Here is a 13,709-nt window from a genome sequence, read left to right on the forward strand (position 1 = left end):
CTGCAACCTTTGCGATTAGCTTTGCATCCTCCCTCTCCCTCATGGTTGTTTTGTCGAACCACGAACCACGCGCTATGCAGCTAATTTGCAACCATCAACCAAACGAATAACCGGCACCACGCACAGTGCGGATCGGATCGATCGAGCGGCCAATATTGATCGCCTTGCGCAGCCGTCCGACATGGACGTCAACAGTGCGATCATCCACATAAATGTCAGCACCCCAGACATTGTCCAGCAACTGACCGCGTGAGAAAACCCGGCCGGGGGACTGCATCAAAAATTCCAGCAGACGGAACTCGGTTGGACCAAGCTTCAACTCGCGCTCCTTGCGGAACACCCGGTGCTGCTCGCGATCAAGCTTCAGATCGCCAAAGCTCAGCACATGCGACAGGAGGCTGGGATTGACCCGGCGCAACATGGCCTTGATACGGGCGAGCAATTCCGGTGTCGAGAACGGCTTGACCATATAATCATCAGCACCCGTCGCCAGACCGCGAACCCGTTCGCTTTCTTCGCCGCGTGCTGTCAACATGATGATCGGCAGGATTTCCGTCTCGCGCCGTGCCCGCAGGCGGCGGCAAAGTTCGATGCCGGAAAGGCCCGGCAGCATCCAGTCGAGGATGAGCAGATCTGGCACTTTTTCACGCAGCGCAATTTCGGCCTCGTCGCCGCGTGCAATCGTCTCGACGACATAGCCTTCGGCTTCAAGATTGTACCGGAGAAGGACGCTCAGCGCTTCCTCGTCTTCGACAACTGTGATTTTGGGAGCTATCGCCATTGCTGGATTCCTGATTAAGGCTGTCTGGCTTCATCAACGATGATGCTGTGGGTCTGGTCTTCCTTGGGCCGTTCGGCTGGAAGCTGTGCACCCGTCACGATGTAGTAGACCGTTTCAGCAATATTCGTCGCATGGTCTCCGATGCGCTCGATATTCTTGGCGCAGAAGAGCAGGTGCGTGCAGGCAGAAATGTTGCGCGGATCTTCCATCATGTAAGTCAGAAGTTCGCGGAACAACGATGTGTAGAGCGCATCGATTTCGTCATCACGCTCGCGGACAATATTGACCTGCTGCACGGAACGCGTCGCATAGGCGTCGAGCACATCCTTGAGCTGTGTCAAAGCGAGTTCGGCGATGGTCTGCAGGCCGCGATAGACGGAAAGCGTCTGGCGCGTATCGGTGACGGCAACAACGCGCTTGGCGATGTTCTTGCCGAGATCGCCGACCCGTTCGAGATCGGACGAAATACGGATGGCGCCGATGATTTCACGCAGATCAATCGCCATGGGCTGGCGCTTGCCGATGATGGTGATGGCTTTCTCGTCAATCTCGCGCTGTCCAGCATCGAGAATGAGATCATCAGAAATAACGCGCTGGGCCAGCGCATTGTCTGAATTCACCATGGCTGTAACAGCCTGTTCGACCATGCGTTCCGCATGGCCGCCCATCTCGGCGATCTTGTGGGTCAGGAACTTCAGTTCGTCGTCATAGGAACGGACGGTATGCTGCGTCTCGGTCATTTTTTTATCCCTGTTTCCCGTGATTAGCCGAAGCGTCCGGTGATGTAGTCCTGCGTGCGCTTTTCCGTCGGATTGGTGAACATCATTTCCGTATCACCCACCTCGACAAGATTACCGAGATGGAACATGGCCGTGCGCTGCGAAACGCGGGCCGCCTGCTGCATCGAGTGGGTCACGATGACAATGGTGTAGTTCTGGCGCAACTCGTCAATGAGTTCTTCGACCTTCGCCGTAGCAATCGGATCAAGCGCCGAGCAGGGCTCATCCATCAGGATGACCTCAGGGCTGACCGCGATGGCGCGGGCGATGCACAGGCGCTGCTGCTGGCCGCCGGAAAGACCTGTGCCGGCTTCATGCAGGCGGTCCTTCACCTCGTCAAACAGGCTGGCGCGGCGCAGGCTCTTCTCAACGATCTCTTCAAGCTCCTGCCGGTTCTTGGCAAGGCCATGGATGCGTGGGCCATAGGCAACGTTTTCGAAGATGGACTTCGGAAACGGATTGGGCTTCTGGAACACCATGCCGACGCGGGCGCGCAGCTCAACCACGTCGATCTTCGGATTGTAGATATCCTCTTCATCGAGCATGATCTTGCCGCCGATCTTGCAGCCTTCAATCGTATCATTCATGCGGTTAAGCGAACGCAGGAAAGTGGACTTGCCGCAGCCGGATGGACCGATCAGCGCTGTGACCATCTTCTCGGGCACATCGAGGCTGACACCGAACAGGGCCTGCTTTTCACCATAATGAACGGTGACATCCTTGCCCTGCATTTTGATCGTATTGACCTGTGCACTCATTTTGTCGTTTACCGCTTTTTCGAGAGATCGTTCTGTCATCAGATTCATTGTTCGCTCCCGTTTTTACCAGCGACGCTCAAAGCGGCGACGCAGAATGATGGCTCCAATATTCATGACTGCGAGAAACAGAAGCAGCACGATGATAGCCCCTGAGGTGCGTTCCACAAAGGCGCGTTCCGCCTCGTTGGCCCACATATAAATCTGCACCGGCAGCGCAGTCGAAGGATCAAGCGGCGTAACCGGATAATTGGCAACGAAAGCCACCATACCGATCAGCAACAACGGCGCCGTTTCGCCCAGCGCATGGGCAAGGCCGATAATCGTGCCGGTCAGGATGCCGGGTGCAGCGAGCGGCAGTACATGATGGAACACCATCTGTGTTTTCGATGCACCGACACCCAGCGCCGCAGCACGGATCGACGGTGGCACGGCGCGCAAGGCAGCGCGGGTGGCGATGATGATCGTCGGTAGTGTCATCAGGGTCAGAACCAGACCACCAACCAGCGAGGCAGACCGCGGCAGACCGAAGAAGTTGATGAACACGGCCAGCCCGAGAAGACCGAACACAATGGACGGAACCGCGGCCAGATTGTTGATATTGACCTCGATAATATCGGTCAGACGGCTCTTCTTGGCATATTCTTCCAGATAGATGGAAGCCGCCACGCCAATCGGCAGTGAAAGGCAGAGCACGATCAGCATCATGTAGAGCGAGCCGATCAGCGCAACACCAAGACCCGACGTTTCGGGACGGCTCGATGCGCCGAAGGTGAACAGGCCGGTGTTGAAGCGCTGTGCCATCACCCCTTCCTTGGCGAGGGCATTCATCCATGCGACCTGACGATCAGACACCTTGCGGTTTGCCTGATCGACAGTCAGGTCGATCTGCCCTTTGAAGGCGGAGTCGATATCACCGCCGGTCAGAACCCAGAGATTTTGCGTCGTGCCGATCAATGCCGGATTGCCGGCGACAAGCTCACGCACCTGGCTACGCGAACCATCGGATACGAGCTTGCTCAACTCGCGGATACCAGGTTTGTCATCAAGGCTGACGCCGAGCTTTTCCGCCAGCGCATTGCGCACCAGAACAGGATAGTTGGCAGTCAGCAAAACCGTTGGATCGGTGGCGCGCTTGTTGGTCGGATCGATAATCTTTTCGTCGAGCTTGACCGAGAGATTGAGCTCCGTCTGCCAGAAGGCAGTGTAGCCGTTCGAGATAACTGAGTAGAGCAGCGCAACCAGAAAAAACAGGCCGATAGCAATGGCTATGATGCCGTAGAGTTTGAACCGGCGTTCCGCAGCGTAACGGCGCTTGAGGCCAATGTCGCGCCTGATCACTTTGGTTGGGGCAGTTGTTGCAGGATTGAGAGTTGTGTCGGTCATTCGTACTGCTCCCGGTACTTACGCACGATGTAAAGCGCGAAAATGTTCATCGCCAGAGTGATAAAGAAAAGAGTGAGGCCGAGGGCAAATGCCACCAGCGTCTGCGGTGAATTGAATTCCAGATCACCCGTCAGCTGGTTGACGATCTTGACGGTGATCGTCGTCATGGCATCGAATGGATTGATATTGAGGTTGGCGGCAACACCGGCAGCCAGAACCACGATCATGGTTTCACCAATGGCGCGCGATGCGGTGAGCAGCAGCGCACCGACAATACCCGGCAAGGCGGCGGGAAGCACAACCCGGCGTATCGTTTCTGATTTTGTCGAGCCAAGACCAAGAGAGCCATCGCGCAGCGAACCGGGTACTGCCGTGATAATGTCATCCGACAGTGACGAGACAAACGGGATCAGCATCACGCCCATGACGATACCGGCTGTGAGCACGCTCTGTGCCATGATGAACGGATAACCGCCCGAGATCGCCGCGCTGAGATCACGCAGGAACGGCCCGACTGTGACGAGGGCAAAGAAGCCATAGACAATCGTTGGGATGCCCGCGAGCACTTCAAGCAGCGGCTTGACCACCGAGCGCACGCTGCGGCTGGCATATTCAGCCATGTAGATCGCGGCGAAGAGACCGACGGGCACCGCAAAGAGCATGGCGACCAGCGCGATATAAAGCGTACCGGCAAGCAGCGGGATCAGGCCGAACTGGCCCTGCGTTGCATCGCCACCGGCGGCGGAAAAACGCGGATCCCATACGGTGCCGAAGAAGAAACTGGAAGGGGTCACCGACTGGAAGAAGGTGATTGTCTGGAACAGCATCGACAGAACGATACCCACTGTTGTCAGGATCGCGATTGTCGAGGCGGCAAGCAGTGCCCCGAGAATGATCCGTTCAACATTGTTGCGTGCCCGCGTGCGGACATTGACGCCTGACAGGCCGAAAATGGCACCAGCCAGCGCAAGGACAATCGCAACTATTGCACCGATATTGTTGGCGCGTGCCGTGCTCTTGTTCCACTGAATGGCAATCGGGATCATGAAATCCTGACCTTCCGTCGCAAGGGCAACGCCCTTCTCGGACAGAAGCGGACGCAATTCGGAAAAGGTCGTTGGCAGATTTGCACGTTCCTGATCGGTCAGCTTGTTGAGGCCGCGCGCGATACCGCTGACCATGCCGATTTCAAGACTTTGACTGGCAATGACACTCTGGTCGTTGTGGGCAGGCAAGCTGGCAACTGCCTGATGTTCGATATAAAAGCCCGAGGCAACCGCCCATACCGCAATAAAGATAACTGCTGGCAATACCGAAACCAGAAAAACCCACCAGCCGTGATAATGCGGCAAGGAATGGGCCTTGATGCTTCTGTCGTCCTTGCGGACCGCGCGCTGGCGGCCGAGAACAAACCCGACAATACCAATCGCAATGACAATCACTAAAACCAACAAGCTGGACATCAACGCTTCCCCGATCTGTCCTGTAAACTAGGTCGCAAGCTCATGGATGCGGTCGAATAACAGAAGACCAGATTCAAAAGCGTACCGCCTGAAGAAGAACTGGCGCGGACAGGCATTCCCGACCGCGCCAATTATGGGGCTTACTTGCCAGCCATCGTCTTGCCGGCTGCAAAGGCAGCGCGCTGAGCTTCACGCTCTGCATCCGGTGCAGCAACCAGACCGTATTCTACGAGCGGGCTTTCCGGACCAACCATCTGGTCAGCAAGGAAGAAGTCCACATATTCCTTCAGGCCAGGAATAACGCCGAGATGCGCCTTCTTGACGTAGAAGAACAGCGGGCGCGAAACCGGATACTTGCCTGTAGCAATGGTTTCCGTGCTTGGCTTGATGCCGTTGACGGTAGCAACCTTCAGCTTGTCGGCATTGTTTTCGTAGAAAGCGAGGCCGAATACGCCAACACCAGTCTTGTTCGCATCGATGCGAGCCAGTGTTTCAGGATAGTCGCCATCGATGTCGATTGCCTTGCCGTCCTTGCGGATTGCGATACAGGCAGCAGCGGCAGCCTTTTCGTCAAGGCCAGCAGCCTTGATGGCATCAGCAGCGCCAGTGGCCTTGCAACCGCCAGTCATCAGCTTTTCTTCGAAAACTTCGCGCGTGCCGTGCTTTTCGCCAGGAATGTAGGCAGCGATGTCCCAAGCTGGCAGCTTGGCATTGACCTGATTCCACTTGGTGTTTGGATTGGCAACGAGCTTGCCGTCAACAACGATCTGTGCAGCAAGTGCTGTGTAGACGTCCTTAGGCTCCAAAGCCCAATCGGGACCCTTGATGTCGGTCGCAAATACGATGCCATCATAGCCGATGCGGATTTCTTCAACGTCCTTGACGCCTGCATCGACGCAAGACTTCAACTCTGTGTCCTTGATTGGACGCGAGGAATTGGCAATGTCGATGGTGTTTTCGCCGACGCCCTTGCAGAATTCCTTGATGCCGGCACCCGAACCACCGGATTCAACAACCGGAGTCTTGAACTTGGGGAAAGTCTCGCCGAAAGCTTCAGCGACGATCTTGGCATATGGCAGCACTGTGGATGAACCGCTGACCTGAATCTGGTCACGAGCGGATGCGCCAACTGTCGTGGCAATCACGGAGATCGCAATCAGAGCAGTGGTGGAAATAAGCTTGTTCATAGGAGCAGCTCCTGTTGGATTAACTGTGTGACGCCTCCGACGTCGTCTGCCGTCTATAGAACCAATATAACAGTCATATGACAGTAATGTTACAGTTCTGTAGCGTGACCTGTGCACGGACGGCGTCCCGTGCTGAATCAAAAATCCTTCTAAAACCATCAAGTTAACCGTCTATGCAGTTTGCACAGCTTTGCGCTCTCAAGAGAAGATCAACGATTCCAGTGGGTTCATGTCATTCAATTGCGACACTCGCGGAAGTTGTGCAGCCGCACTGCGTGGGGGGACAACGTCGTCCCCAAACACTGGTCTCAAAAAAGTTTGATTGCAAGCGACGGATTGTCCCGCTCGGGCCGTTTAAGCCGATACAGATGACAATCTCCCGAAAGGAAAGTTTTATGAAATTGAAACGCCCAGCCGCTCTTCTTGCTGTGTTATCCTTGTCTTTGGCGGCGCCTGCGGCAATGGCCGCGCCAAAAGCGGATACCAACGGCGATGGCACCATTTCGCTGGCTGAATACCAGACGGCGGCGCGGACACGGCTGTTCAAGCTTGACACGGATGGCGACGGCAAGCTGTCGCTTGAGGAATGGCTGAAGCGCCCGGCGCCGAAGAATGCCAAGCGCGACCCGGCGGCAGTCTTCAATCGCCTCGATACCAATCATGACGGCTTCATCGATGCCGCAGAAATGGATATTGTATCGAAGAAGCGGTTTGAGCGCCTCGACAAGAATTCCGATGGACAATTGTCGAAGGAAGAACGCCATCCGCACAAGAAGGATGCCACAGACAGTCCGCAGGAGTAACGGCAAGCGTGCAAAGCCTTGGACAATCGCAAGACGGATGAAGAACTGCTGGTCCGGATCGGTCAGCACGACGACGCTGCCATCAGGACCATGGTATCGAGAAAGCTGCCGCGCCTCCTTGCCATGGCCGTGCGGATGCTTGGCGACAGGCACGAGGCTGAAGATGTAACGCAGGAAGCCTTTGTCAGGCTCTGGCGGCAGGCAGGCAAATGGCAGTCCGGCCGCGCGACTTTTGATACGTGGTTGCACCGGGTGACGCTCAACCTCTGCTACGACCGGCTGCGCCGCCATCGCGAACAGCCGGTAGCCGAAGCACCTGAGCGTGCCGATCCGGCACCCGGCCCGGAAGAGACGCTTTCAACCCAGGACGAAAGCGACCGGATCAGAAAAGCCCTAGCCTCCCTGCCAGACCGGCAAAGGGAGGCGATTGTGCTGCAATATTATCAGGAATTCACCAATATCGAGGCGGCTGAGATCATGGATATAAGCATTGAAGCACTGGAAAGCCTTCTGGCCCGCGCCCGCCGTAATCTGCGGACGATCTTGCAAGAGGCCGATGAACAGGAGAAAACCCGATGACACCGGAGCGTTTTCACGAACTTACTGAGATCTACGGCGCAGATACCAGGCGATGGCCACCGCCGGAACAGGCAGCGGCTGTCTCCTTTATCAAGGACCATCCCGATCTTGCCCAATCCGCACTCAAGGCAGCCGCAGAACTCGACAGCCTGTTGTCAGGCTATCAGATCGCCCAGCCGGACACGGCACTGCGCGAGCGGATCATCGCCGCATCGGGCAAACCACGGTCTGGCTGGATGCGGGCGCATCTTTGGTGGCAAGGCACCGGCCTTGCGGGCATTGGCCTCGCCGGTGCTGTCACCGGCGCGCTTGTCATCGGCGTCATCCACTCCGCGGAAACCCGTGGATATGAGGATCAGGCCTATGCCGTCACCGCTTTCAACATCTCTGATGAACTGGACGAGTAAATGAGCGAACGATCACGCAATATACTCCTCGTCGCCTCGCTTGCGCTGAATGTCTTCATTGCCGGAGGCGTGATTGGCGGCGGATATATCTGGCACACATTCGGCCATTCCTGGGCGACGGAAAATCGACGCGGTGTCCGTTTTGCCGCCGAATATCTGACGCCGGAACAGCAGAAGACCTTGCGCCAGAACCTGTCGGCAGCACGCAAGGACAATATACCTTTGGCCGATGCCGGACGCGCAAGCCGCACCGAGATTGCCCGGCTGCTGGCGCAGGATGTCATTGACCCGGTTGCCATCAATGCCGAATTGACCAAAGCACGCGAGGCGGATTTCGCCCTGCGAACCCGTATCGAGCAGACAATCGTCTCCTTCGCCGAAAGCCTTTCACCCGAAGATCGCAAGGCGCTCATCGATGGCCTGAAGAAGCGCAACATCATCATCAGGCAGGCGCCCGCAAAAAAAGAATAGGCACCGGCGACGGATTCTTTTGGCTCCCCCGTTCAATGACTGTCGATGCCAGACAGGCGGCGAACGGAGAAGACCATGGGTACCACGCCAACAGATGCGACAGCTGCCATTGCGGTCAATCGCTTTGGTTTGGGCAAGCGGGCAAGCGAGCCGCTTCCATCCGACCCGCGGCATTGGCTGCTTGATCAGATCGGGCAATACACAGCCCAGCCGCCAGCTTTTGCGGCTATGCAAGCCACCCGTGACATCGCAACAAATTACGCCAATGACCGGGTAAAGCTGCAGGCGCTTGATGGCGACGCGAAGATTGCCCTGCGGCAGGAGCTGAACAAAGCGGCCCGGCTGCTTTATCGCAGCGAGATCGATGCGCGCGGCCTCAATGCCCTGCAAACAACAACACCCTTCACGGAAGCGCTCGTCCATTTCTGGTCAAACCATTTTGCCGTTTCGGCCGACAATCCGCCAATGCTCAGCCTTGCGGGTGCTTTTGAGCGCGAGGCAATCCGCCCGCATATAACAGGGCGCTTTGCTGACCTGCTCTTTGCCGTCGAGCAGCATCCGGCCATGCTGATCTATCTCGACCAGATACGCTCCGCTGGCCCCGACAGCCCGCTTGCCAATCGTGCCAGGAAGCGCAATGCCGACAGGCTGCCGGGCATCAACGAGAATCTCGCCCGCGAGATCATGGAGCTGCACACGGTCGGCGTCGGTTCCGGCTACACCCAGAAGGATGTAACGGAATTTGCCCTCGCCCTGACCGGCTGGTCTGCGGGAGGGATGGGCGGCAAGGCCGATACCAGCGAGGCCGGTATTTTCCAATACCGCCCCGGCCTGCATCAGCCAGGTGACCGATTGATACGCCGCCGCGTCTATGGGGCAACTGGCGAAGATCAGGCGGGCGCCGTTCTGAAAGATCTGGCCAGCGATCCGGCAACCGCCCAGCACATTGCTACAAAACTCTGTCGCCACTTTATCTCAGACACGCCCTCAAAGGCCGCTGTCGATCGGGTCAGCAAGGCATTTCTAAGCTCGGACGGGGATTTGCCAACGGTTTACAGAGCACTCATTGAATCGCCCGAAGCGTGGGCGACACAGGCCTCCAAGATCAAGACACCATGGGAGTGGCTGGTTTCAGCCATGCGCGGTCTGGATTATCCCGATCTCGGCAAAGCCAGTTTCTCCAATCTCTTGAACCAGCTTGGCCAGCCGGTATGGCTGCCGCGTTCACCCGCCGGTTATGACGACATCGCCGCCAGCTGGCTTGCGCCAGATGCGCTCGTTCGACGGGTTGAAGTTTCGCAGCGGCTGGCCGCAAAGGCAGACCGCAGTCTGAAGCCGGACGAATTGGCGAGCAATCTTCTTGGAACCACACTGAGCAGCACGACGGCAACGGAAATCAACCGCGCCGAATCCATCCAGACGGGCATCGCCCTTCTGCTTGTTTCACCGGATTTTCAACGGAGATGAGCATGACCAACCGCCGTGACTTCCTGCGTCTGGCCGCAATCGGTGCGGGATCGATGCTCGTTGCGCCCCGCATTGTCTTTGCCAATGTCGCAACGGACCGTCGCTTCGTCTTCATCATCCAGCGCGGTGCCGCCGATGGCCTCAACATCGTCATTCCCTATGCGGACCCTGCCTATGCACAACTGCGCGGCAAGCTTGCCATTGATGTCGCCGACGCCATCAAACTTGACGGCACGTTTGCTCTGCATCCCTCACTTGGCAATATGGGAACACTCTATACCAACAGGCAGGCACTTTTTGTGCATGCCGTCGCCTCGCCTTACCGTGAGCGTTCGCACTTTGACGGCCAGAATGTACTCGAAACCGGCGGCACCAGCCCCTACCAGCTCCGGGATGGCTGGCTGAACCGGCTTGTGACGCTCCTGCCGAAATCTGCCGACAAGGCCATTGCTTTCGCCCCGACGATACCCGCCGCGCTGCGCGGTTCGGCTGACGTTACATCCTATGCACCGTCGAGCCTGCCCGAAGCCCCCGATGACCTGTTGCTGCGGGTTGCGCAACTCTACGACAAGGATCAGCAGTTTCACCCTGTCTGGAGCGCTGCCATGGAAGCGCGCGGCTTTTTCAAGGATATGGAAACACGCCAGAACCCTGCAGCGGCGGGTAGAACGGCTGCCGAAGCGCTGGTTCGAACCGATGGTCCACGCATTGCCATGATCGAGACCAGCGGTTGGGACACCCATAGCGGGCAGGACAACCGGCTCGCCAATCAGCTTAAGGCGCTTGATGCGATGATCGACGCCATGCGCGACGGGCTCGGTGATGTCTGGCAGCAGACCACTGTCCTCGTGGCAACCGAATTTGGCCGCACCGCCGCCGCCAATGGCACGGGAGGAACCGATCACGGCACGGCGACCACGGCGCTTATTCTGGGCGGCGCGGTGCAAGGTGGCCGCATTCTCGCCGACTGGCCGGGCCTTGCCGCAAGTGCCCTTTACGAAAACCGCGATTTGAAACCCACCATGGATCTCGATGCGCTGATTGCGGCTCTTGCCGCTGAAACCTTCGGCCTCGACCCGGAGCGCACCATGAAAACGCTCTTTCCGAACCGCCCCTTTGACCGGTCCCTGCACGGACTGATCAACACCTGAGCACCAACCAACCCCAGAAGAGGTTATTATGAGAACAGTCTTAAGCATTGTCACCGCTGGCCTTGTAGCCGTCGGCACCTTGGCCGGAGCGCAAAGCGCCAGCGCCATGCCACTCCTGCCCATGCAGGGCGATCATCTGCAATCCCAGGCTGAGCCTGTCTATTGGCGGCGCGGCTACTATAATTGGCACGACGGTTATTATTACAACGGCCATCGCGGCTATGGCTATTTTCGGCCCGGTTACCGTTTCTATCGCGGTTACTGGTTTCCGCTCGAAGCATTCGGGCCAAGAACCGTGATCATCGAGCGCCCCGCGCCAATTATTGTGCATCGTCGGCCCATCATTATTTATCGCTAAGCCGCTCACCGTCATCAAGGTGCATTGACAGGCACAGCCAAGTCCCATAGTTATCAAGTCATCCGATGACTTTGGGACTTGATCCGAATGCAACCCGCAGCCCGCACCAATCTGGCCGAAACAGCCATTGATAATATCCGCGCGGAAATCATCACCAATCGCTGGCCGATTGGGGAGCGCATCCCCAATGAAGCCGCACTGGCCGATATGCTTGGCGTCAGCCGCGGAACTGTGCGTGAAGCGGTGCGGGTGCTTGTCGCACAGGGCTTTCTGGAAACCAAACAGGGCTCGGGCACCTATGTCCGCTCGATCAGCAATCCCGATGAAAGCTTGCTCCGCATCCGGCGCACTGGCCTGCGCGATCAGGTCGAGACGCGCTGTGCGCTGGAAGTTGAGGCGGCAAGACTGGCAGCCATGCGCCATACACCTGAAGTCATTGCCGAGTTGCGGCAGCTATTGGCTGAGCGCGGCGAATATAACGCTTCCAGACATGATTTATATGTCGAACAGGACCTCGCTTTTCACAAGGCGGTTGTCGCGGCATCGGGCAATTTTGCCCTCATCGAAGTCTACGAATTCTTTTCGGTTTCCACTCAGGAAATCATCCGGGCGACCGTAACTGGCGAACTCCCCGAACCCGATATGGCCGCTCACGCAGCCATTATCGATGCGATTGCCTCGGGAGACCCTGACAGGGCCGCCTCGACCACCCGCACCTTCATTGCCCCCATCCTTATTGAACTTGATCGGTTGCTTGCATCATGAATCAGCACTCCAAGACTGAACATTCCCGGCTCTCCACGGATCTCGATATTGCCGCCGAACAACTTGTCGATGCGGAAGTGGACAGCATTCCCCAGCCGCGTGTGCCTGATTTTAAAAGCCGTGGCGCACAGATTCTGTTCGGCCTCAGTCTCGTTCTCATCGCCTATAACCTCCGTCCTGTTTTCTCCAGCGCGTCGGCGCTTCTACCCGAGATCATTTCGCAGACCGGGCTTTCGTCCTTTGGTGCAGGTGTTCTCACCACGCTGCCGGTTTTGTGTCTTGGTGTATTCGCCCCGCTGGCCCCACGCCTTGCGCAGCGGATCGGTGCGGAGCGCACGCTTTTGGGTGTTCTTCTGCTGCTTGCTCTCGGCACGGCATTGCGCGGACTGGAATCCCTGCCCTTGCTGTTCATCGGCACGGCACTGGCCGGCGCCTGTATCGCCATTGGCAATGTGCTGCTGCCCGGTCTCGTCAAGCGCGATTTCGCCAGCCGTACCGGGATGATGACCGGCCTTTACACCATGGCGCTCTGCGCCGGTGCCGCAAGCGCTGCGGGACTGACCCTGCCCGTTCAGAAGATGCTTGACGGATCGTGGTCGCTTGCACTCAGCGCCTGGGCACTCCCCGTCCTCATTGTCGCCGCGATCTGGCTGCCACAGGCCCTTGCCCGCAAGGTGCGTACCAAACATGCGGGCTTCAAGGTGGTTGGCCTGTGGCGTGACCGTCTGGCATGGCAGGTTACCCTGTTCATGGGGCTGCAATCTGCTCTCGCCTACTGTATCTTCGGCTGGCTTGCGCCAATCCTGCGCGATCGCGGGCTGGATGGAACAACTGCCGGTGTTGTCGTCTCCGTCTCTGTTATGGCGCAGGTCGTCACCTGCCTGCTCGTTCCGTCCTTTGCCGTCCGTTGCAAGGACCAGCGCCTCATCAATGTCGGACTTGCCACGATTGCGGTTATCGGTCTGCTTGGCCTGTTGTTTGCGCCGCTCTCCACGGTCTGGTTGTGGGCTATTATTCAAGGCATCGGTCAGGGTGGCCTCATCGCCATCGCCATGACAATGATCGTGCTGCGCTCGCCGGATTCGCATGTCGCGTCGCATCTTTCGGGCATGGCCCAATGCATTGGTTATATGCTGGCTGCCATTGGCCCACTGCTCGTTGGTCTGATCCACAGCGCGACCGAAAGCTATGCATCAACGGCTATTCTGTTTGTTCTGCTGGGGATTGGCGTTGCCGTTTTCGGCTGGGGCGCGGGGCGCGCCTTGCATGTGAACGCCCGCACAATCACCCTGTGAACGGCAGCTAACGGCGGCATTCATCACCGGTTCAGCCGAGGCGCTTTATATCTGTGGTCAAC

Annotated in this window: 15 protein-coding genes; 9 read left to right on the forward strand and 6 right to left on the reverse strand. The window is 57.6% G+C overall.

The annotated features are described in order from the left end of the window. Positions 1 to 94: 94 nt before the first annotated feature. The 6 genes from phoB to AB4Y96_RS01980 form a co-directional block, all read right to left on the reverse strand. Complete coding sequence (gene phoB, locus AB4Y96_RS01955; RefSeq protein ID WP_162700294.1) at positions 95 to 781, reverse strand: phosphate regulon transcriptional regulator PhoB; 687 nt, start codon at positions 779 to 781, stop codon at positions 95 to 97. Between the two features lie 14 nt (positions 782 to 795). Then, on the reverse strand, positions 796 to 1,521 hold the full coding sequence (phoU, locus tag AB4Y96_RS01960; protein WP_091879825.1) for a phosphate signaling complex protein PhoU: 726 nt from the start codon (positions 1,519 to 1,521) through the stop codon (positions 796 to 798). Positions 1,522 to 1,544: 23 nt separating this feature from the next. Next, positions 1,545 to 2,318: a phosphate ABC transporter ATP-binding protein PstB gene (gene pstB / locus AB4Y96_RS01965; protein WP_441915663.1), complete on the reverse strand. Its 774-nt coding sequence runs from the start codon at positions 2,316 to 2,318 to the stop codon at positions 1,545 to 1,547. 63 nt (positions 2,319 to 2,381) lie between these two features. Next, complete coding sequence (gene pstA / locus AB4Y96_RS01970; protein WP_441915326.1) at positions 2,382 to 3,701, reverse strand: phosphate ABC transporter permease PstA; 1,320 nt, start codon at positions 3,699 to 3,701, stop codon at positions 2,382 to 2,384. Then, positions 3,698 to 5,164, reverse strand: coding sequence for a phosphate ABC transporter permease subunit PstC (gene pstC / locus AB4Y96_RS01975; protein ID WP_441915328.1), 1,467 nt, complete (start codon positions 5,162 to 5,164; stop codon positions 3,698 to 3,700). Before pstC ends, pstA begins: the two co-directional genes overlap by 4 nt. 140 nt (positions 5,165 to 5,304) lie before the next feature. Then, entirely contained in the window at positions 5,305 to 6,351 is a 1,047-nt protein-coding gene (locus tag AB4Y96_RS01980) for a substrate-binding domain-containing protein (protein ID WP_091879820.1), read from the reverse strand. 395 nt (positions 6,352 to 6,746) lie between these two features. Between AB4Y96_RS01980 and AB4Y96_RS01985 the strand changes: the two genes are divergently transcribed. The 9 genes from AB4Y96_RS01985 (at position 6,747) to AB4Y96_RS02025 (ending at position 13,647) form a co-directional block, all read left to right on the forward strand. Next, positions 6,747 to 7,154 carry an EF-hand domain-containing protein gene (locus tag AB4Y96_RS01985; RefSeq protein ID WP_441915330.1) on the forward strand — a complete coding sequence of 136 codons (408 nt, stop codon included), beginning with the start codon at positions 6,747 to 6,749 and terminating at the stop codon, positions 7,152 to 7,154. An 18-nt stretch (positions 7,155 to 7,172) separates the two neighbouring features. Continuing rightward, positions 7,173 to 7,733 (forward strand): RNA polymerase sigma factor, encoded by a 561-nt coding sequence (locus tag AB4Y96_RS01990; RefSeq protein ID WP_441915332.1) that lies wholly within the window; start codon positions 7,173 to 7,175, stop codon positions 7,731 to 7,733. Beyond that, positions 7,730 to 8,140 (forward strand): hypothetical protein, encoded by a 411-nt coding sequence (locus AB4Y96_RS01995; RefSeq protein ID WP_441915334.1) that lies wholly within the window; start codon positions 7,730 to 7,732, stop codon positions 8,138 to 8,140. The genes AB4Y96_RS01990 and AB4Y96_RS01995 overlap by 4 nt, the downstream gene beginning before the upstream one ends. Further along, complete coding sequence (locus AB4Y96_RS02000) at positions 8,141 to 8,611, forward strand: periplasmic heavy metal sensor (protein WP_091879814.1); 471 nt, start codon at positions 8,141 to 8,143, stop codon at positions 8,609 to 8,611. Positions 8,612 to 8,686: 75 nt separating this feature from the next. After that, entirely contained in the window at positions 8,687 to 10,078 is a 1,392-nt protein-coding gene (locus tag AB4Y96_RS02005) for a DUF1800 domain-containing protein (RefSeq protein WP_441915336.1), read from the forward strand. 2 nt (positions 10,079 to 10,080) lie between these two features. After that, the gene (locus tag AB4Y96_RS02010; protein ID WP_441915337.1) at positions 10,081 to 11,229 is read left to right on the forward strand and encodes a DUF1501 domain-containing protein; all 1,149 of its coding nucleotides are present in this window, start codon (positions 10,081 to 10,083) and stop codon (positions 11,227 to 11,229) included. 28 nt (positions 11,230 to 11,257) lie between these two features. Beyond that, complete coding sequence (locus AB4Y96_RS02015) at positions 11,258 to 11,587, forward strand: hypothetical protein (RefSeq protein ID WP_441915339.1); 330 nt, start codon at positions 11,258 to 11,260, stop codon at positions 11,585 to 11,587. An 87-nt stretch (positions 11,588 to 11,674) separates the two neighbouring features. Then, positions 11,675 to 12,352: a FadR/GntR family transcriptional regulator gene (locus AB4Y96_RS02020; RefSeq protein ID WP_441915341.1), complete on the forward strand. Its 678-nt coding sequence runs from the start codon at positions 11,675 to 11,677 to the stop codon at positions 12,350 to 12,352. After that, on the forward strand, positions 12,349 to 13,647 hold the full coding sequence (locus AB4Y96_RS02025; protein ID WP_441915343.1) for a CynX/NimT family MFS transporter: 1,299 nt from the start codon (positions 12,349 to 12,351) through the stop codon (positions 13,645 to 13,647). The genes AB4Y96_RS02020 and AB4Y96_RS02025 overlap by 4 nt, the downstream gene beginning before the upstream one ends. Positions 13,648 to 13,709 lie beyond the last annotated feature (62 nt).

This window comes from Phyllobacterium sp. TAF24 (assembly GCF_052113785.1).
Lineage (GTDB): Bacteria > Pseudomonadota > Alphaproteobacteria > Rhizobiales > Rhizobiaceae > Phyllobacterium.

What these genes read in the sequence shown, in the direction of transcription:
- phoB (WP_162700294.1), bottom strand. Translation starts at nt 781, where the DNA reads ATGGCGATAGCTCCCAAAATCACAGTTGTCGAAGACGAGGAAGCGCTG.
- phoU (WP_091879825.1), bottom strand. Translation starts at nt 1,521, where the DNA reads ATGACCGAGACGCAGCATACCGTCCGTTCCTATGACGACGAACTGAAG.
- pstB (WP_441915663.1), bottom strand. Translation starts at nt 2,318, where the DNA reads ATGAGTGCACAGGTCAATACGATCAAAATGCAGGGCAAGGATGTCACC.
- pstA (WP_441915326.1), bottom strand. Translation starts at nt 3,701, where the DNA reads ATGACCGACACAACTCTCAATCCTGCAACAACTGCCCCAACCAAAGTG.
- pstC (WP_441915328.1), bottom strand. Translation starts at nt 5,164, where the DNA reads ATGTCCAGCTTGTTGGTTTTAGTGATTGTCATTGCGATTGGTATTGTC.
- AB4Y96_RS01980 (WP_091879820.1), bottom strand. Translation starts at nt 6,351, where the DNA reads ATGAACAAGCTTATTTCCACCACTGCTCTGATTGCGATCTCCGTGATT.
- AB4Y96_RS01985 (WP_441915330.1), top strand. Translation starts at nt 6,747, where the DNA reads ATGAAATTGAAACGCCCAGCCGCTCTTCTTGCTGTGTTATCCTTGTCT.
- AB4Y96_RS01995 (WP_441915334.1), top strand. Translation starts at nt 7,730, where the DNA reads ATGACACCGGAGCGTTTTCACGAACTTACTGAGATCTACGGCGCAGAT.
- AB4Y96_RS02000 (WP_091879814.1), top strand. Translation starts at nt 8,141, where the DNA reads ATGAGCGAACGATCACGCAATATACTCCTCGTCGCCTCGCTTGCGCTG.
- AB4Y96_RS02005 (WP_441915336.1), top strand. Translation starts at nt 8,687, where the DNA reads ATGGGTACCACGCCAACAGATGCGACAGCTGCCATTGCGGTCAATCGC.
- AB4Y96_RS02010 (WP_441915337.1), top strand. Translation starts at nt 10,081, where the DNA reads ATGACCAACCGCCGTGACTTCCTGCGTCTGGCCGCAATCGGTGCGGGA.
- AB4Y96_RS02015 (WP_441915339.1), top strand. Translation starts at nt 11,258, where the DNA reads ATGAGAACAGTCTTAAGCATTGTCACCGCTGGCCTTGTAGCCGTCGGC.
- AB4Y96_RS02020 (WP_441915341.1), top strand. Translation starts at nt 11,675, where the DNA reads ATGCAACCCGCAGCCCGCACCAATCTGGCCGAAACAGCCATTGATAAT.
- AB4Y96_RS02025 (WP_441915343.1), top strand. Translation starts at nt 12,349, where the DNA reads ATGAATCAGCACTCCAAGACTGAACATTCCCGGCTCTCCACGGATCTC.